Below are 19064 nucleotides of genomic sequence, written 5' to 3' on the forward strand. Positions count from 1 at the left end.
CAATGTGCCGACGGTAACGTAAACGAGCCAGCGCCGTTATCCGCCCCAAGTCACCCGGGAATGGGCTTGTTATTAGGGAATAAGTGCAATACGGTCCGTCTCTCGGAACCTTACTACGAAGTTCTTGCTTATAAGAAGCTTTCGAGCCACAAGTAAGAATATTCCTACACATTCGCATTTGCAGTTTTTAGATGTAGTGAAGAGGATATCTGAACAAAATGCTGTATTATTGCAGCGGCTTTAAGTGATATTAAGATATAATTTAGATGAAATATCAGACAATAGGTGCGACATCGTTCGAAGCCTTCTCAATCGAAGTTCCAACCTTGAAGGAGAGAGTCTGAACGAATGATTCTATGGTCTGAAGCTACATAATTCTGATGAAGTTTATGTTCTCCAAATATGTGAAGGACAGTTGCTGTTTTTTGACTCCTGATTAAAGACTTAAAAGTGTATCTATAGTAAACTGAATGTAAAGTGCCCACGGTATAATGGGTATAATTTGTTAAAAAGCTCTTCGGATGAAGAGTTTTTTCCATTTTACAGAAAAGAATGTGATATGTTATGCAGCTTCGCGCGAGTCTTCAGAAGAAAAGATTGCTGGAGAAATATCTTTCTGGGGAGGGGATGGATTATCGGCAAATTATAGCTTTATTTATTCCAATTCTGATTGACCAGGCCTTCATTATTGGACTTAATCTGGTAAATACCGCAATGATCAGCTCGTCCGGGATGGCGGCGGTCAGTGCAGTGAATATGGTGGATTCGCTGAATATTTTTCTGATCAATGTGTTCGTGGCGGTTGCAACCGGGGGGACAGTGGTAGTCGCGCAGTATAAAGGGAGCGGAAATGACCGGATGGTGTCCCAGGCTACGGCGGCTTCGGTCGCCTCGGTGTCGCTGATCGCTTTGGGAATTGGTCTGCTGCTGATGGGCTTACATACTCCTATATTGAACCTTTTATTCGGAACCGCCTCACCCGAAGTGCTGGAAAATGCCCGCATCTACCTGATCGGCAGCAGTATCTCATATCTGGGCATCGCGGTGGTTCAGGCGGTATGCGGGGCTCTGCGAGGAGTGGGCAAGACGCGGGCTTCTTTGATGCTGTCGCTCATCATGAACCTGCTGTATGTTATCCTGAACGTGGTCTTCATTAACCTGTTGCACATGGGTGTGCTGGGGATGACGCTTGCGATTAATATCGCGCGGTATGCAGGTATGGTTTGTGCCCTGGTGTATCTGTTCAAAGTGGATACGGCCCTGCGGGTGCGTTTTCGTGACCTATTCCGAATCCCTCTGACCATGCTGCGGAGAATCATGTTTATCGGCGTGCCGTTCGCGGCGGAGCAGATGTTCTTCAACGGGGGTAAACTGCTCACCCAGGTGTTTATTGTCAGCCTAGGCACTTATGCCATTGCGACCAATGCGATTGCCGGCTCGCTGGCTCTGGTGTTTCAAATTCCAGCCAGCGCGCTGTCTCTAACTATTGTAACGGTGGTCGGCCAATGTATCGGGCGAGGGAATGTCTCTGAAGCCAGAAAGTTCATCAAGTCCTTTCTCTGGATCGGGTCCGGCTCTTTGGCGTTGATCGCCTTGATTCTGATGCCGCTATTCCACCCGCTGGTATCGATCTTTTCCCCACCTTCCGAGATCATTGATGATCTGTTTGTGGTGCTGCTGGTGAATTCCATTGCCCAAGTTCCGCTGTGGGCCGTCAGCTTTATTTTGCCGTCCGCGCTTCGGGCAGCTGGAGATTCCCGCTTCACCTCAATTACCTCGATGCTGACAATGTGGCTGTTTCGGGTGATTTTTGGATACATCCTTGGGATCCAGCTGGGCTACGGCGTCATGGGTGTCTGGCTGGCAATGAACTGCGAGTGGGCCGTTCGGGGGGGCATTTTTCTGTGGCGCTTCAAGGGCAAAAAGTGGTTTGCGCATAAGCTGATTTAGAATTGTTGATAAGGATACGTACTGCCAACGCCTGTTGCCGGAAACGTAGCTATTAAAAACGTGAAAATACAGCACAGGGCAGCGATTCTCATATTTACTTGAGAATTGCTGCCCTCTGTTTTGGTTATCGACTGCTTGCATTAGCTGATTATGATTAGGACTGGGTCAGTCACCACTCTAGAAAATTCTCCGACTCCATCTATTCAGCTTGGCACTGCCCCCTCTGATTTCTGCGCTCGGAATTCCTTCATTTTGAAACAAATTAAAAGACAAGTCAGTAACAACACACAGATTAACGTTGCTGTATGAGTCCAAAACATAATCTGAACATTCATTAAGGCATGGACGCCTATCACGAAAAATAGATTCTTGGTTAGGACATAGAGTAATGAGAATATGACCCCTAGAATTAATAGTGCGATAAAATCATAAACAAAATCCTTTCTGACTAATCCTGAATAGATCCGATTTGGGATATGTATAGCGACATAGATAGATTGTGAGATAAGCATTGCTTATCCGATTCGTGAAGTATTGTTATCGCCTTTTTTTAATAAGAGATAGCATTTCCGAAAATCTGTCCCAGGAATTCACCAAAGACGACGTTTGAATTCGTAAAGATATCATTATTGAATGTTAAACTTGAGTGAGTCAGTAATGTCATACCTAAATCAACAATGTTTATAGCGAGCCAAAATAATAAACTACCGAAAAGTGCTGCTAATAAAAATGAGACTGACCATAAAGCGTATTGATGTAGGCTTAACTTTATCCATCGATAGCTCCTCAGTTACTTTATTGCGCAGCATGATTTGTAATCCTCCTTAGGTTTTACCCGAGAATTGAGTAGTATAGAGTACTATTTATAATACATAATTTCCCAAATGATATCTGAGATTTACTATATTCTTTAAGTGCTTGAGTTCACCATTACAAAAATCATATATTCTCACGTATCCTTAACTCCTCCCCAGATTGACAGATGAAGGGGCACTGGCTATACTTGAAATGTTAAAATGCAAATCGGATAAAACGTTGATGAAAATGAAGTACACCGGAGGATGGCTTGATCAGAGAACAGGTTCCTTTACGAAAGCGTTTCGTAATGGCTGGGAGAACCTTGAAGACAGGCCGGTGGAAAGCTAATTTCGGAGTGTGAGATCACAAGCTCACCGGGGGCACCCGTTATCAGCCGCGACAAGGCGATCGCCCTTTAACTTTCCCGTAAATTGGGTCAAGGCGATAACCAGGGTGGTACCGCGATATTAATCGTCCCTGAATTATTCAGGGGCGTTTTTTTGTTTTTATTTTTTTAGGAAATTTGTATAATCTGGCGCATGCGCCGAATTAAAAAGATGAGACGGGAGCTGTAAACAATGAAAGCAAGTGAAATTCGTTCCAAATGGCTTAAGTTTTTTGAAAGTAAAGGTCACAAAATTGAACCTAGTGCATCTCTCGTACCGCATAACGATCCTTCGCTGTTGTGGATCAACGCAGGTATGGCGCCGCTGAAAGCATACTTCGATGGCCGTGAGATTCCTGAGAATCCGCGCCTGACGAACTCGCAGAAATGTATTCGTACCAATGATATCGAGAATGTAGGGAAGACACGCCGTCACCATACGTTCTTCGAAATGTTAGGTAACTTCTCTATCGGCGATTATTTTAAAGAAGAGGCGATCACATGGGCTTGGGAATTCTTGACCGGCAAGGAGTGGATCGGCTTCGATCCAGAACGTATCTCCGTAACTGTGTATGCTGAGGATGAGGAAGCTTTCAAGCTGTGGAATGAAAAAGTAGGCTTGCCAGCAGAACGCATCATTAAGCTGGGAGATGAGAACTTCTGGGATATCGGCGAAGGTCCTTGTGGTCCTTGCTCGGAAATCTTTTATGACCGCGGCGAAGCTTACGGCAGCGACATGAGTGATCCAGAAATGTATCCAGGTGGAGAAAACGAACGTTGGCTCGAAGTATGGAACCTTGTGTTCTCACAATTCAACCATAATAAGGATGGCAGCTATACGCCGCTTCCGAACAAGAACATTGATACCGGTGCTGGACTGGAGCGTTTTGCATCCATTCTTCAAGATGTAGATTCCAACTTCGATACCGATTTGTTCCAACCGATTATTCAAAAAACAGCTGAGCTTGCTGGTGTAACTTACAAGGATAATGTTGAACAGGATATCGCGCTAAAAGTTATCGCAGATCATGTGCGTACCGTTACTTTTGCCGTAGGGGATGGAGTACTTCCTTCTAATGAAGGTCGTGGTTATATTATCCGCCGTTTGCTGCGCCGTGCTGTTCGCTACGGAAAGACCCTGGGTCTGGATCGTCCGTTCCTGCATGAACTGACAGAAACAGTTGGTGAGATTATGGGTGTGTATTATCCATCCGTTGTCGAGAATCGGGAATATATCGCCAAGATTATCCGTACAGAAGAAGAACGTTTCCATGAGACATTATCTGATGGATTGGCTATCTTGGGTGAGATCAGTGCTAAAGCAAAAGCAGATGGACTCAGCACGATTGCTGGATCCGATGCATTTAAGCTATATGACACTTACGGATTCCCATTTGACCTGACGGAAGATTTCGCAGCAGAGCAAGGATTAACTGTAGACCGTGAAGGCTTCGATGTCGCTATGCAAGAACAGCGTGATCGTGCAAGAGCTGCACGTCATGACGGTGGCAGCATGAAGATCCAAGGTGGCGCATTAGCGGACCTGACGGTTAAAAGTGAATTTGTTGGATATAATGACTCGGTAACAGAGTCGAAAATCATGGCTATTGTTGTGGGTGATGAATTGGTCGATACCGCTGGTGAAGGCGTAGAGTGCCAAGTAATTCTTGAGGCAACACCGTTCTATGCTGAAAGTGGTGGACAAGTGAGTGACACAGGACTGCTTACTGGCGGTTCAGTTACAGCTAAGGTAAAAGGATTGTTCAAGGCTCCACATGGTCAACATGTACATTTGGTAACTGTGGAAGCTGGAGAATTGAAAGTAGGCGAATCGGTTCGCGCTGAAGTGGATCGTGCACAGCGTGAAGATATCGTGAAGAACCATACAGCTACTCACCTACTGCATAAAGCGCTCAAAGAGGTTCTGGGCGGTCATGTCAACCAAGCAGGATCTTTAGTGGAAGGTGCACGTTTACGGTTTGACTTCTCCCATTTCGGAGCGATTACACCGGAGGAACTAAGCGACATCGAGCATCGCGTGAATGCACAAATCTGGCGTGGTCTTGATGTAGTCATTGAGAACAAGCCAATTGATGAAGCTAAGGCTATGGGAGCCATGGCACTATTTGGTGAAAAATATGGCAATATCGTCCGTGTCGTTCAAGTCGGCGATTACAGCCTTGAGCTTTGTGGTGGATGCCATGTATCCAACACATCTCAAATTGGGATTTTCAAGCTGCTTAGCGAAAGCGGCATTGGTTCCGGAGTGCGCCGTATCGAGGCAGTAACTGGACGTTTCGCTTACCAGTTTACTGAGAGCCAACTGGATCTGCTCAAGCAATCTGCGGGTCTGCTGAAGTCTTCTCTGAACGACGTTCCAAAACGGATTGAAGCATTGCATAACCAAGTGCGTGAGCTTTCGCGTGAGAATGAATCCTTGCAATCTAAGCTTAGCGCAACCTTTGCCGCTGAACTAACAAGCAGTGTGAAGACGGTTGGTGCAGGTACACAGCTTCTTGCTGTTGCTGTTCAAGCAGGAAATATGGACGCTCTGCGTTCTACTGCAGATGAATTGAAATCCAAGCTCCCGGATGCTGTGCTTGTTCTGGGTGCAGCCATGGACGACAAGGTGAACTTTGTTGTTGCTGTACCACAGGATCTGGTGAAGAAGGGCTTCCACGCTGGTAAGATTGTTAAAGAAGTCGCAGCAGTATGCGGTGGCGGCGGTGGAGGACGTCCAGATATGGCACAAGCTGGTGGTAAAGATGCCTCCAAGCTTGGCGAGGCACTGGCTAAAGCAGAAGAATTAGTGGCTTCCCTAGCATAAATAAAAATTACGAAACTATTTCTTAATTTAAACGTATTACGAAAAAACATAGCGGTACTGAGAGTATGACATCAGTACCGCTACTCTTTATTAACAGGTGGTTAGATTTTCATGAATAGTTGTGCTTGACAATAGCTTAAAAGCCAAAAATATCATTATTTTTGTAGAGGAAATGCCAAAAAAAGCGTGATTCCACGCGCAGGATTTCCTCGTTGGGCTATGAATATGTTATGATAAAGGAAGCAAGTGAGCTGCACAGTAGCAACTTTGCGAAGCCGCCCTTTTAGGGTGATTTTGCAGAAGGAAGGTGTCACAAATGGACTCCATGGACAAAACGGTCAAATTCAATGTGAAGGGCGACGAAAAGGAAGCTTCTCCCCAGGAAATATTGCTCGCTGTATACGATGCACTGGTGGAGAAAGAGTATCATCCGATCAATCAGATCGTAGGGTATCTACTTTCCGGAGACCCAGCTTACATTCCGCGTCATAACAATGCGAGAAGTTTGGTCCGGAGAAAAGAACGTGATGAGCTGATTGAAGAGCTGGTTAGATTCTACCTCGTCAATCACAAGGTGGATAATCCCAGATGATGAAGAAGTTAGGATTGGATTACGGCGACCGTAGAATCGGTGTAGCCACAAGCGATGTTTTTGGATGGACGGCACAAGCTCTTGAAACGATTGAGCGCCGCGGTACTGGTAATGAGTTCGAACGTATTCGTGAACTTATTACGGAGCACGAAATTGGAGAGATTGTCGTTGGTCTACCGAAGAATATGAACGGCTCAGTAGGACCCCGGGGCGAAATCTGCATAGAGTTCGCTGACAAGCTACGGGAGCAATTTGCAATGCCCGTACACCTTTGGGATGAGCGTCTGACGACGGTATCCGCAGAGCGGGTGCTGATTGAAGGGGACGTCAGCCGGAAGAAACGCAAAGGGATTGTGGACAAAATGGCTGCAGCCCTGATTTTGCAAAATTTTTTGGATGCTAACAGTAAAAGGTGAGGGGTGCGAGGATATGACAAACGAACAGATTGGCCAAGAGGAAGAACCGGAAATTATCTATATTCCTGATGAGGAAGGTAATGAAGAGGAATTCGAGGTCATTATGAAGTTTGAGGTTGATGGCTCGGACGCTAAGTACATGATGGTGGTTCCGCTTGATTCCGAGGACGAGGAAACCGATGAGGTTTATGCGTTCCGTTATGTGGAAGAAGGCGATGATCTTCAATTGTTCATGATCGATAATGACGAGGAGTGGGCGATTGTCGAAGAGACTTTCAACACACTGGTTGACGAGTTGGACGGAGGATCAGAGAATGACTGATGTATCCGCTGATCAAGCGGTATGGTCCTCGCGGCTTAAGGAAGCCTATGGAGAAACAGTAGAACTGGAAGATGAGCAGGGCAAGTCTTCCATTTACGATATTATCGCCGAATTTGAAGTCGGTGGTATTGGCTATGCGGTGCTGAAAGGCGCTGGTAAAGACGTGGAATATGAAATTCTGCGTATCGTTGTCTCTCCTAACGGACTTCCGGAACTAGAGAACATCGTGGACGATGAAGAGTGGGAAGACATCTCTGAGCTATATGATGAGATGACGTTTCCAGTGGACGATGCAGAATAAACTTTAAACATGTACGTTACATTTATGATGAGTACGGAAGAGGGCGGAGAATTCCGCGCTCTTTTTGCTTGGAATACGATCAATATAATTAAAACAACAATCATGATCATGAAATATGTATTGAATTTTAAGTAGTACACTTTTATACTTTATAGTCGGAAAGTGAGGAACCTGACTTGAAATCCGCAATCCGTACGGTGCTTATCGTTATTCTTTTGCTGGTAGCAGCAGGAGGCGGAGGCGCTTGGTACATTTGGAACGGGATGCAGCCGGTAGAACCTGCAGGTCCTGCCGTAACATTTACGATAGAAAAGGGCATGGGCAGCGCGGAAATTGCTGATCTGCTCGAACAAAATGGCATTATTCGGAACAGTCTTTTTTTTAAGGGATATTTGAAATGGACTAAAGAAGGCTCCAGCTTTAAAGCTGGTACTTATGTTGCTAGTCCAGGAGATACCTATGACGAGCTCATCGAGAGGTTAAATGCTGGTGATGTTGTTAAAGAAGAGACCGTGACTTTCACGATTCCGGAAGGATATACTGCTGAGCAGATTGCCAAGAAGCTTGCTGAGGCTTGGAATCAGGATGCTGCTATTTTTCTTGAAATCATGGATACCGGTGCAGGCTTGAAGGGAATTGATGCTCTAGGTATCCCACAGGATAAGAACCTTCGTCATCGTCTTGAAGGATATTTGTTCCCTGAAACATATGAACTGGCCAAGGATAGTACGCCGCAGGAAGTTGTAGAAGCATTATTGGATCAGTTCCAGCAGAAACTGGATACGATCCCGAACTGGAAGCAAAAGCTTGAAGCAAGTGGAATGACACTTCATGGGCTGTTGACAGTGGCCTCGTTAGTCGAACGTGAGGTTGTTGTAGATAGTGAACGACCACAAGTTGCTGGCGTGATTTATAACCGCTTAAAGAAAGAGCAGAAGCTTGAGATCGATGCTACGGTTCAATATTTGCTCGACAAACAGAAGGAAAGACTGTTATATAAAGATTTGGAAGTTGACAGTCCTTATAATACGTATAGAAATATTGGGCTTCCTCCGGGACCTATTAGTAATCCGGGGCTGGCTTCCATTCAGGCGGCACTCGAACCCGAGGCTTCTGAATACTACTTCTATGTGACTAAGAAAGATGGTACACAGGGCCATTTGTTTGCTAAGACCTACAAGGAACATTTAGCCAATATCGAAAAAAGTAAGCAAGAATCGAAATAAAATATTAAAATGAAGAGTGGTGCGGTTGAAATAACTGTACAAGTAGGAGGTACAACATGATTAACAAACCGGAATTGCTGGCGACAGCAGCATCCTTAGAGGAAGCTGCTGCTTTGCTGGATGCCGGAGCAGATGCATTGCTCATCGGGGATGACCGTTTCGGCATGCGTCTTGCCGGACATTTCTCTTTGGAGGATACAGCTGCTGTTGTAGAAATGGCACATGCGCGTGGCTGCAAAGTATATGCTGGACTAGGTGGACTCATGTCCAACCTTCTTCTGGAAGAGCTCCCTGCCTATGTGAAAGCTATAGGTGAACTTGGTGTTGACGGTGTTGAGTTCGGTGATCCTGCGGTGTTAACCACAGTGAAGAAGGAAGCACCGGGTATGAATCTGCATTGGAATGCGGAAATGACCTCTACCAATTACGCAACCGCGAATTATTGGGGGCGTAAAGGTGCTACTCGCGTAGTTCTTGCGCGTGAGCTGAATATGGATGAAATGACGGAAATGGTTCCGCTTTTAGAGGTAGAGGCACAGGTTCAGGTTCACGGCATGACCAATATATACCATTCCAAGCGTAAGCTTGTAGAAAGCTATATGTCACATCAAGGACGTCCAAGCGAGGGCGGCAGTCTTGGTAAGGAACGTGGTCTATTTTTGATCGAGGCAGAACGAGATGACCAAAAGTTCCCGATCTATGAAGACGAGAACGGTACACATATTATGAGTTCGGAAGATATTTGTATTTTGGAGGATCTTCATATTCTTATGGCTGCAGGCGTGCGGAGTTTTAAGATTGAAGGATTGTTGAAATCAACAGCGTATAATGTGGCGGTTGTTAAGACTTATCGCAAAGCTATTGATCTTTATGCAGCTGATCCAGAAGCTTATTCTTTCCAAGAGGATTGGATGGAAGCTATCAGAACGCTGCAGGATCCAGAACGGGAGCTAAGCTTCGGATTTTTCTATAAAGAGCAAGTATATTAAGTTTAATTTAATGAGAGTTTTTTAGATCCCCGCAAAGACTAGGTGCAGTAATCATGCATAGACATCACTTTGTGGGGCGATGGAGGGGAGAACAGGAATGGGAACCATGACAAAGCCGCAATACAAGGGCAAACGATACCGTCTGGATAAACCGGAGCTCCTAGCTCCGGCCGGTAATTTGGAAAAATTAAAATTCGCAGTACACTATGGTGCGGATGCTGTTTATATCGGAGGGCAGAAATACGGCTTGCGTTCAGGAGCAGACAATTTCAGCTTTGAGGAAATGCGTGAAGGTGTTGAATTCGCCAAGAAATACGGCGCTAAGGTATTTGTTGCAACGAACATCTATGCTCACAATGAAGATGTCGCAGGGATTGAAGAATATCTGCGTAACTTATATGAAGTTGGTATTGCTGCTATTATCGTTGCTGATCCGGTCATTGTAGATACAGCACGCCGTTTAGTACCTGGATTAGAGGTACATTTGAGTACTCAGCAGTCTACACTAAACTGGCAAGCGGTATCCTTCTGGAAAGAAGAGGGTCTGCCACGTGTCGTACTCGGACGTGAGACAAGCCTGGAAGAAATCGCTGAGATTAAGAAGCATGTTGATATTGAAATCGAAAGCTTCATCCATGGAGCGATGTGCTCTTCATACTCAGGAAGATGCGTATTATCCAATCACTTTACAGACCGTGACTCCAATCGGGGAGGCTGCTGCCAGTCTTGCCGCTGGAAATATGATCTGTTCGAGGATGCGCGGCCTGAGGACACTTGGGTGTCTGAAGAAGATCAAGCTGAAGCACAATCTCCGGCACCTATGCTTCCAGGTGTAACTCAGATTCCACTGCATCAGCAAGGAGATAATCCTTTCTCTATGGGATCTAAGGATTTGTGCATGCTGGAAAGTATCCCTGAACTTATTGAAGTAGGTATCGATAGCTTTAAGATCGAGGGACGGATGAAATCGATTCACTATGTAGCCACTGTCGTTAACGCTTATCGTAAAGCTATTGATGCTTACATGGCTGATCCTGAAGGATACGAGTTGAAGCAAGAGTGGTTGGATGAGCTGAACAAAGCGGCGAACCGTCCGCTTAACACAGGATTCTTCTACGATACTCCGGATCATGAAGATCATATCTATGAGCCTGAAGAAAAAGCGGCTCCTTATGATTTTGCCGGACTTGTACTGGAATACGATGCTGAGAGTGGAATGGCGCTAATTCAACAACGTAATCACTTCAAGCCTGGTCAGGAAGTTGAATTCTTCGGACCCAATGATACATTCTTTAAGCAGACTGTAGCGGAATTGTGGGATGAAGCAGGCAACCCGCTTGACGCAGCCCGTCATCCTCTGCAGCGTGTTCGCATGAAGGTAGATCAGCCCGTAGCATACTTTGATATGATGCGTAAGAAAAAATCTTGATAAGATACAGGGATGTTCTTTGCAAAAAGGGCATCCCTGTTTTTCTTTTGACAAAGCTAACAATAAGTTATATATATTAGTAACTAACAAATAAATCCAAGCAGGAGGGTAGAACGAAGGGAGTTTTTTTGTCGAAACATACATAGGTTAAAAGTTATAAAAAAAGTATAGTAAAGCTAAGAAAAAAGGCCTAATAAACCGATATATAATATAGTTAGCGCTTTCATATGTCCTCTAATATTAGCGGGTAGATGATCATGATGGGGATCCTGATCAAGATAGTATTAGTGAATAGCATAAAGAGAGAAGGTTAGAGAGATGAAGAAGAACAATAAAAAATCTGTAAATGCACAGGGCAATGAAGTAGGGACAGGAAAGACATCAAAGTTAGAGGCTAAGAAAATGATGTTGGGTTGGGGAAGCCAAATCAAGAGAGTTAATCCTATCCAATCCGTAGGAGTGAAGTTATTTCTAATATTCCTATGTTCCACTGTAATTGTAGTTATGTCACTTGGACTTATATCTTATTCGAAGGCGAAAACAACGATAAAGAATAATGTATCCGAAGCCTATCGTCAGACTATTATCCAGACTGCTGAGAAGCTGGATATTACCTTGAAACAGTATGAGAACTTGGCATTACAGCTTTATTTTGATGCGCAAATGCAAACAGATCTGAAGGCTTTGTCTACTGCACAAACAGCTTACGAGAAATTTGAAGCAACAAGTGCAATAAGTAAGAAATTGTCCAGTCAGACGACAACTGATTCTAATATTATCAGTGTCTCTTTGATTCCAGAGACACCTGAGCAGGATATCGTTACTAGTGGTAGTGCTGGCATTAGTCTTGACGGATTACGTGAACAAGAATGGTACAAGAAGATTGTAGCCGACACCAAAGAGTATAATTCATATTATTCGGACGGCGACAAAGGCGGCGCGAAGAATATTTGGTTCTCCACTTCTATTCAAGGAAATGAAGATAAGGAGATTGCTATGGTAAGATCCCTTAAAAATTTGGGATCAGAAAAAGGATACATAATCATGCTTGTGTTGAAAAACACACTGCTGGAGGAATCTTTTGCAAGTGTGAAGCTGGGAGATGGCTCCCGTATTCAACTAGTATCTCCTGAAGGTACAGTTGTAGCTTCTTCTAATTCGGTAGACGATGGTAAGCCATCGGAGTTTTCTTTTATTAAAGAGAGTAAGAAAAATAACAGTAGCCTAGAAGCTAAAGATCCAAATGGAAAAGAAATTCTGGCAGTCTTTAATCCGATGATACGGGCGGATTGGAAGCTATCAGGCGTAGTGCCTACAGACGAGTTAGTGAAGGAAGCCCGTCCGATTCTGTTGACGACGTTCATTACGGCTGCTGGTGCGGCACTGCTTGCAATATTGATCGGGATTTGGATGGTTCGTATGATCGCTCAGCCTCTGGCACGATTGAAGAATCTTATGGTTCAAGGTGCAAGCGGGGATTTGAGTGTACGTACAGAATATGTGTCTAAGGATGAGATTGGACAACTTTCAGCCTCCTTTAACTTGATGATGGAGCGTATTACTGAGCTTGTATCGCAAACTAGAGAAACTGCTCGAGATGTGCTAGAGACCGCTGGCGAGCTTGGAGAAGCTTCGCGTAAGACGGCTATATCCGCGAAGGAGATAGCAGCCGCTACGGAAGAAATCGCTGGAGGAGCAGGTAGTCTGGCACTTGAAGCTGAACGTGGTAATGAGCTTACAGACGTGATAGCTACGCAAATGCAGACCGTGATTAATGCCAACAGTGAGATGGATGAGGCCGCACGCGGGGTTGGAGAAGCCAGCGCTCAAGGTGCCAAGCAATTAACGGATTTACTGGAACAGACTAGCCGTACTGGGGAAAAGACAGGTGCGCTTGTAGAACGAGTTAACAATTTGAAAGAAACAGTATTCTCTGTGATTAAGGTGCTGGATGTGATGAAGAGTATCACACAGCAGACGAATATTTTGTCATTAAATGCGACGATAGAAGCTGCACGTGCAGGCGAAGCTGGCAAGGGCTTTATGGTGGTAGCCGGTGAGGTAAGACAGCTTGCCGACCAATCGAAGCAGTCTATTGCTCTAGTAGCCGGAATCACCGACAAGATCATAACGGAAATGAACGAAACGGAAGCTGTATTATCTGAAGTGGCTCCTCTCTTTAAAGAGCAAATAAGCTCAGTGAAGAACACGAGCGATATCTTTGTATCGGTAAAAGGACAGATGGATGAGTTCATTACTAGTCTGGAATCGGTGACAACAGCGATCAGTAGCTTGAATCATTCACAGGTTGTATTGTCGGAAGCAATGGGTAACGTAAGTGCTGTAGCTGAGCAATCATCAGCGACTTCCGAAGAAGTAGCTTCCCTCAGTAATGAACAGCAAAGTGTAAGTGATCAACTTGTTTCGTTATCAGGTAAGCTGGAAAGTGCTTCAGGACAGTTAAAGGATAAATTGTCATTATTCACGATAAAATAACTGGGTCTAACTAATTTTTTTATGATTTACATAACAAAACCGCTTCTTCGTTATGAGGAAGCGGTTTTGTTATTGTGTAAAGAAGGACTTCCCCGTATAATAATTTTGTTAGGTAAATAATAATAACAAGTTAGGTAAAAAAGGGTTAAGGAGAAGGACCGTATGAAAGGTAAACGCATCTTTGGCTGGTGGTCCGTTATCGGGGACATGAGTATGGAACGCAAGCTGCTCCTCGTCTTTTTAATAATTATTACCCTTCCGCTTACCTTCATTAGTGTGTTTACTTATAAGAGTTATTCAGAATCTATACAGGGCAACACTATTGCTTATTCTGAGAAGTTAATCGATCAAATGATGGATGGAGTAGATGATTATATCGAAGATATGAAGCGTATTTCATCTATGCCAGCCTATGTGAACGATATTAAACAAAATTTAATTCGTTCAAACCAATACCATGAGCAGAAAGAGATCATGGGTGGCGAATCAGGCAGAGCTACATTGTTACCCGGAGATTTTGATTTACTGTTGTCCATCCAACGGGGCATAGAAGGCAACATTTCATTTATTAACAATATTAAACGAGGCGCGAACACGGTTTATATTTTTGACGCGTATGGAAATGGGTATTATTCTGCCAAAGATGGTGGTGTACGGCTCGACCTCGATCAAAGCTATAAGTATTGGAGTCAGCAGACGAAGGATTCCAGCGGAGAGGCACTTTTGTTTGGTACCCAATCATTTACGAGTAATTTGCAGAGCACTCGATATGCTTTTACCGTTGTTCGCAAAATCGTGGATGGTTTGTTAAATCCGATTGGGCTTATCGCGGTTGAAGCGAATATTAGCAATTTGGAGAATCGGGTTACGGAGCTGGATAAAGTAACGCATGGCAAATCTCTGATTGTTGATGAGATGGGGATGGTCGTGTACAACAGTGACAAAAAGCTTCTTGCCACGGATGTATCTGATTCAGAGCTATTCAAAAGGGCCGATGGGAAATCCGGAAGTTTCTATGATACAGTCAACGGAAAAGAATTTCTGAATATTTACTCAAGCTCTAGCAAGACCAATTGGAAGGCCATTATCTCTATTCCTGTGGATGTTCTGATGCGGGATGTGAAGGTAACCCGTAATGCAACGCTCGTTGCTACACTAAGTATCATTGTACTGGCGTTAATTATCTCCATTATCCTTTCCTTTGCACTCACTAAATCACTATCGCAGATGATTCAACTGATGAAAAAGGTTCAGGGCGGCGATCTAGAGGTGATGTTTAGGGTTAGACGGCGTGACGAGATTGGTCTGCTCGGGCATCAGTTTAATCGAATGCTGGCTCGGATCAGGCAGTTAATTCAGGATATCTACCGAATTGAAGAGCAGAAGAAGGAAGCGGAGCTTCATGCTCTGCAGAGTCAGATTAATCCTCATTTTATCTATAATACACTGGAGTCGATCCGAATGACCGCTGAGCTCAATGATGATATTGAAGCTGCGGATATGATCTCAATTTTAGGTAAACTGCTACGGTATAGTACAAGTGATTTGAGCGGCAAAACGACAATGAAGCAAGAGCTTGGATATGTACGGAATTATGTTGAGCTGCTGAACTGTCGTTACCCTAATCGTTTCGTACTCGAAATCGACGTGCCGAAGGAGCTAGATAATTACTCTATTATCAAGCTGGTCTTCCAGCCGATCATAGAGAATGCTGCTTATCATGGCTTGGATGATAATAAACCACAAATGCATTTAAGTATCCGTTGTGAGATGACTGAGCAAATGCTGTTCTTTCATATTAAAGACGATGGCTGTGGAATGGATAAGATCACTTTGGAGAGATTGAACGATGGGCTGCAGAAAGAAAGTCCTCCTAAGAAAAGTATCAATGGGGGGATTGGTATGAAAAATATACAGCAGCGAGTGCGTCTTCATTATGGAGCGGCTTTTGGAATTGAGGTATTTAGTGAGCTTGGACAAGGGACGGATGTTATTTTGTCGATGCCGTTGCTGGAACCGGAAATGATTAGATTATCTGACTGAAATAAGAGGAGGCTGTCCGTTGATGGGGATGAGATTACACTGGACTACGCGTACCATACTGCTGCTTCTCTTTTTGTTATCGATAAGTGGCTGTGAGAACAACACCAAGCAGACGGAATCAACAGTGCCTCCAGTTGGAGATGAGGGGAAGTCTGACTTATCCGGCACCATAGTCATGATGACCAATCGAATAGATCTGATTGAGAACGGAACCTTTCAAGGGTACGCGGATCAATTCAAGCAAAAGTACCCCGAAGCGAATGTTGAATTTGAAGGTTTATCCAATTACGCAACGGACATTCTGGTAAGACTATCCACCAAGGACGCCGGAGATGTACTTTTGCTTCCTGTGAATCTTCCATCAAAGGAACTGGATTATTTTTTTGAACCGTTGGATGAAGAAACTTCGGCTAGTGAGCGCTTCACTTCTTATGCTACTTATGATGGTAAGCGATATGGGCTATCTACGGGAACTACCACGGTAGGGATTGTCTATAATAAAAGATCCTTCGAAAAAGCAGGAATTACCGCGGTTCCACAGACACTGGATCAATTCTACGAAGCTTGCGCTAAATTAAAAGAGGCTGGAATTATCCCGCTGTATATGAATTATGGAGCCGTCTGGCCACTGCGTGAATGGGGAAATAGTCTGGTCAATTATATGACAGGTAACCCTGAGTATCTAAATAATATGGTAAATGAGGATAGTCCATGGCAGCTTGATAATGAGTGGGGGAAATCCATTTCCATTGCTCGAACCTTAATTGCTAAAGGTTATGTAGAGCATGAACTTTTCTCGAACAATTGGGAGATCTCTAAGACTAGACTCGCTAAAGGTCAAGCTGGCATGTATTTACTTGGAAATTGGGCGGTTGGTCAAGTGCTTGATATGGGGGCTTCACCAGATGATATCGGATTCTTCCCTTTTCCTTATGATAATAGTAGTACTCACTATGCGCCGATCAATCCAGACTGGTTCGTGGGTGTTAGCAAATACAGTAAGAATAAAGAGCTTGCTATGGCTTGGTTGAATTTTTTTGTAAAAGAGACTTCGTATTCAGATGATTGGGGATTCCTTCCTGCTGATGGTAGTCTGAACCCTTTTATGCCGCAGTACCGTGAATTTTTATCTTATGAACCAAAGCTGGTTTATGGCACGGTACAAAGTGATGCGTTCATCGATCTGGCGAATGGAGCTAAGTTATCCTTTTGGTCCGGGGATTATATTCAGGAGTTACTTGCTGCGCCTGATTTACAAAAGTCTTTTGACGAATTAAATGCAAAATGGACGGAAGCGCGGGCAGGCACACAGGTAACTTCTCAGCCTTAACTTTAGTTCAACATTAATTTTAATACAATCTCTGGAGGGTTTAATATGGCTAAAAAAGTCACCATGCAAAAAATAGCTGATCATCTCGGTGTATCCAAATTTGTTGTCTCTAAGTCACTTTCTGGTAAAGCTGGCGTTAATGAGATGACCAGAGAACGAGTGATTCAAGCGGCTTCGCAGTTAGGCTATTTTACGCAAAAGAATGCTTTTGTCCAAGGTGTCAAGCGTACTCCTCCGGTAGGGGCCAGTGATCGGAATAAGCAATCTGTGCTTGTATTAATGCCGAATATCCGCTCGCAAACTCAGGATTCCTTGTATTGGGGGAAAATTGTGGACGGTATTGCCCTTGCGCTGGATCAAGAAGGACTTGGAATGGTGATCATCTCTGAGAATCGTGCGGATAATTTCGTGAATATCTTGAACCCAAGCGGGATTCTTGGTTTGGTAGGTGTGGGCGAAATCTCCACTTCTTTACTACTTGAGGTGCATCGCATCGGTCTGCCGATGGTGTTGATTGACCATGAAGATCCATTAATTCCAAGTGATACTGTATTCGCGAACAATTTGGATTCCATGGCTCGACTTACTAATCATTTGATGGGGACAGGCCATACACAAATGCATTTTATCGGGAATATTGGATTTTCACGCAGTTTCCGGGATCGGTGGATCGGCTTTCGGAGTGCGCTGGAGGAGAGTGGGATAAGACTGCCTTTGGAAGATGATGCGAATCTCTTTTTGGAAGGGGTGGAGGAAGAGGTATTCCAAGAGGATTTTAAAAATTGGGTGATGAAACGGAAAAAAGCTAAGACACTCCCCACCGCCTTGGTCTGCGCCAATGACAAAACAGCACTTACGGTCAGTGATATCCTGAAGGCAGATGGTATTAATATTCCTGGGGATATCTCGGTTACGGGCTTTGATAATATTGAGGATGCCTCAAGAGGCGTTCCGCCGCTTACTACTGTGCATGTCCCTAAAGAAGCGATGGGCCGGGCGGCAGTGGAGAAACTGCTAAGTCGGATTGGGCACCCCTCTGCACCGCTGGAGAAAATCCTGATCGCAGCAGACATAGTGCATCGTGATTCTGTGGATATACCGCGAGATTAGAAATTAGCCGATTAAAAATAATTGAACGCCATGAAATTATGGTTATGGTTAGGGGGAATTCAGTTATGTCAGAAGCAGTTGCAATACCAAAGATTGAGGGCGAGAATATTCATCTGCGTGGTGTAGAAGAGTCCGATCTGGAGGCCTATTACAAATTTTTACTTGATGAAGAGATGGGACGTCTAACAGGGTCGCAAGGAGAAATCTCACGCGAGCAAACTGCAGCCTGGATTCGTAAGATTAGTGTTCCAGCTGAAGATCGTGTGGATCTTATGATTATCGTCAAGGAAACGGATGAGCTCATTGGAGAAGTGGTGCTGAACGAAATGGATCCAGACAACCGTAGCGCAAACATTCGAATTGGGATTCGTAGTCATAAACATAGAGGGAAGGGGTACGGTACTGAAGCTATGACTCTAATGCTGCGATATGGCTTTGAAGCCTTGAAGCTGCATCGTATCCATCTGGGTGTATATCCTTTTAATCCAAGAGCGATTCATGTCTATGAGAAGCTAGGTTTCAAGCGCGATGGTGTGGAGCGGGATGCTCTTTATGTAGACGGAGAATTTCATAACATGATTCTGATGTCTATACTGGAAGATGAATATCGGGCTTTGTACAATTAAAAATTTGCTCGTCGACATTTCTCCGAACTTTCCGCCTAACAGTTCTTGTACAGCGGCAGCAGCATTGGGATCTGGCTTCTTTACTTCAGGAATTTCGATCATGATCTCATCCATACGTTTGAACATTTATATCTCAGCCTCCTTCGAGTTAGGGGATTACTGAGCAATTTTGAGCTTCTTACCAAGCAATAGCGTCATCTGAGTCCGTAAGCTCCGGGGATGAT

Annotated in this window: 16 protein-coding genes; 14 read left to right on the forward strand and 2 right to left on the reverse strand. The window is 44.4% G+C overall.

Annotated elements, in window-relative coordinates; genetic code table 11:
* The first annotated feature begins 564 nt into the window (after nt 1-564).
* The gene (locus CA600_RS13000; protein WP_094870563.1) at nt 565-1950 is read left to right on the forward strand and encodes an MATE family efflux transporter; all 1386 of its coding nucleotides are present in this window, start codon (nt 565-567) and stop codon (nt 1948-1950) included.
* Nucleotides 1951-2153: 203 nt separating this feature from the next.
* Here CA600_RS13000 and CA600_RS32200 read toward each other — a convergent pair whose 3' ends face one another.
* The gene (locus CA600_RS32200; protein ID WP_094870564.1) at nt 2154-2462 is read right to left on the reverse strand and encodes a CPBP family intramembrane glutamic endopeptidase; all 309 of its coding nucleotides are present in this window, start codon (nt 2460-2462) and stop codon (nt 2154-2156) included.
* 864 nt (nt 2463-3326) lie between these two features.
* On the opposite strand from CA600_RS32200, the gene alaS reads away from it, so the two are divergent.
* The 13 genes from alaS to CA600_RS13070 all read left to right on the forward strand — a co-directional run bounded on the left by alaS (nt 3327) and on the right by CA600_RS13070 (nt 18840).
* Nucleotides 3327-5960 (forward strand): alanine--tRNA ligase, encoded by a 2634-nt coding sequence (gene alaS / locus CA600_RS13010; protein WP_094870565.1) that lies wholly within the window; start codon nt 3327-3329, stop codon nt 5958-5960.
* Between the two features lie 316 nt (nt 5961-6276).
* Entirely contained in the window at nt 6277-6552 is a 276-nt protein-coding gene (locus tag CA600_RS13015) for an IreB family regulatory phosphoprotein (RefSeq protein ID WP_042125473.1), read from the forward strand.
* On the forward strand, nt 6552-6968 hold the full coding sequence (gene ruvX, locus CA600_RS13020; RefSeq protein ID WP_094870613.1) for a Holliday junction resolvase RuvX: 417 nt from the start codon (nt 6552-6554) through the stop codon (nt 6966-6968). Before CA600_RS13015 ends, ruvX begins: the two co-directional genes overlap by 1 nt.
* Nucleotides 6969-6981: 13 nt before the next feature.
* Nucleotides 6982-7290 carry a DUF1292 domain-containing protein gene (locus CA600_RS13025; protein WP_038569507.1) on the forward strand — a complete coding sequence of 103 codons (309 nt, stop codon included), beginning with the start codon at nt 6982-6984 and terminating at the stop codon, nt 7288-7290.
* Nucleotides 7283-7591 carry a DUF1292 domain-containing protein gene (locus CA600_RS13030; protein WP_094870566.1) on the forward strand — a complete coding sequence of 103 codons (309 nt, stop codon included), beginning with the start codon at nt 7283-7285 and terminating at the stop codon, nt 7589-7591. Before CA600_RS13025 ends, CA600_RS13030 begins: the two co-directional genes overlap by 8 nt.
* A 176-nt stretch (nt 7592-7767) precedes the next feature.
* The gene (gene mltG, locus CA600_RS13035; RefSeq protein ID WP_256989834.1) at nt 7768-8817 is read left to right on the forward strand and encodes an endolytic transglycosylase MltG; all 1050 of its coding nucleotides are present in this window, start codon (nt 7768-7770) and stop codon (nt 8815-8817) included.
* A 56-nt stretch (nt 8818-8873) separates the two neighbouring features.
* Nucleotides 8874-9806, forward strand: a complete 933-nt coding sequence (locus tag CA600_RS13040; protein ID WP_094870567.1) for a peptidase U32 family protein — start codon at nt 8874-8876, stop codon at nt 9804-9806.
* Nucleotides 9807-9903: 97 nt separating this feature from the next.
* Nucleotides 9904-11235 carry a peptidase U32 family protein gene (locus CA600_RS13045; RefSeq protein ID WP_094870568.1) on the forward strand — a complete coding sequence of 444 codons (1332 nt, stop codon included), beginning with the start codon at nt 9904-9906 and terminating at the stop codon, nt 11233-11235.
* 318 nt (nt 11236-11553) lie between these two features.
* Nucleotides 11554-13731, forward strand: a complete 2178-nt coding sequence (locus CA600_RS13050; protein ID WP_094870569.1) for a methyl-accepting chemotaxis protein — start codon at nt 11554-11556, stop codon at nt 13729-13731.
* Between the two features lie 162 nt (nt 13732-13893).
* Nucleotides 13894-15774, forward strand: a complete 1881-nt coding sequence (locus CA600_RS13055; protein WP_094870570.1) for a cache domain-containing sensor histidine kinase — start codon at nt 13894-13896, stop codon at nt 15772-15774.
* Nucleotides 15775-15796: 22 nt separating this feature from the next.
* Complete coding sequence (locus tag CA600_RS13060) at nt 15797-17104, forward strand: ABC transporter substrate-binding protein (RefSeq protein WP_094870571.1); 1308 nt, start codon at nt 15797-15799, stop codon at nt 17102-17104.
* Nucleotides 17105-17149: 45 nt separating this feature from the next.
* The gene (locus CA600_RS13065) at nt 17150-18214 is read left to right on the forward strand and encodes a LacI family DNA-binding transcriptional regulator (RefSeq protein ID WP_094870572.1); all 1065 of its coding nucleotides are present in this window, start codon (nt 17150-17152) and stop codon (nt 18212-18214) included.
* Between the two features lie 65 nt (nt 18215-18279).
* Nucleotides 18280-18840, forward strand: coding sequence for a GNAT family N-acetyltransferase (locus CA600_RS13070; protein WP_094870573.1), 561 nt, complete (start codon nt 18280-18282; stop codon nt 18838-18840).
* Here the strand turns inward: CA600_RS13070 and CA600_RS32205 are convergent.
* Nucleotides 18727-18966 (reverse strand): manganese catalase family protein, encoded by a 240-nt coding sequence (locus tag CA600_RS32205; protein WP_373455820.1) that lies wholly within the window; start codon nt 18964-18966, stop codon nt 18727-18729. The two genes, CA600_RS13070 and CA600_RS32205, sit on opposite strands and share 114 nt — an antisense overlap.
* Nucleotides 18967-19064 lie beyond the last annotated feature (98 nt).

Origin of the sequence: Paenibacillus sp. VTT E-133280, from assembly GCF_002264385.1 — a bacterium.
In the GTDB taxonomy this organism is placed as follows: Bacteria; Bacillota; Bacilli; order Paenibacillales; family Paenibacillaceae; genus Paenibacillus_AQ; species Paenibacillus_AQ nitricinens.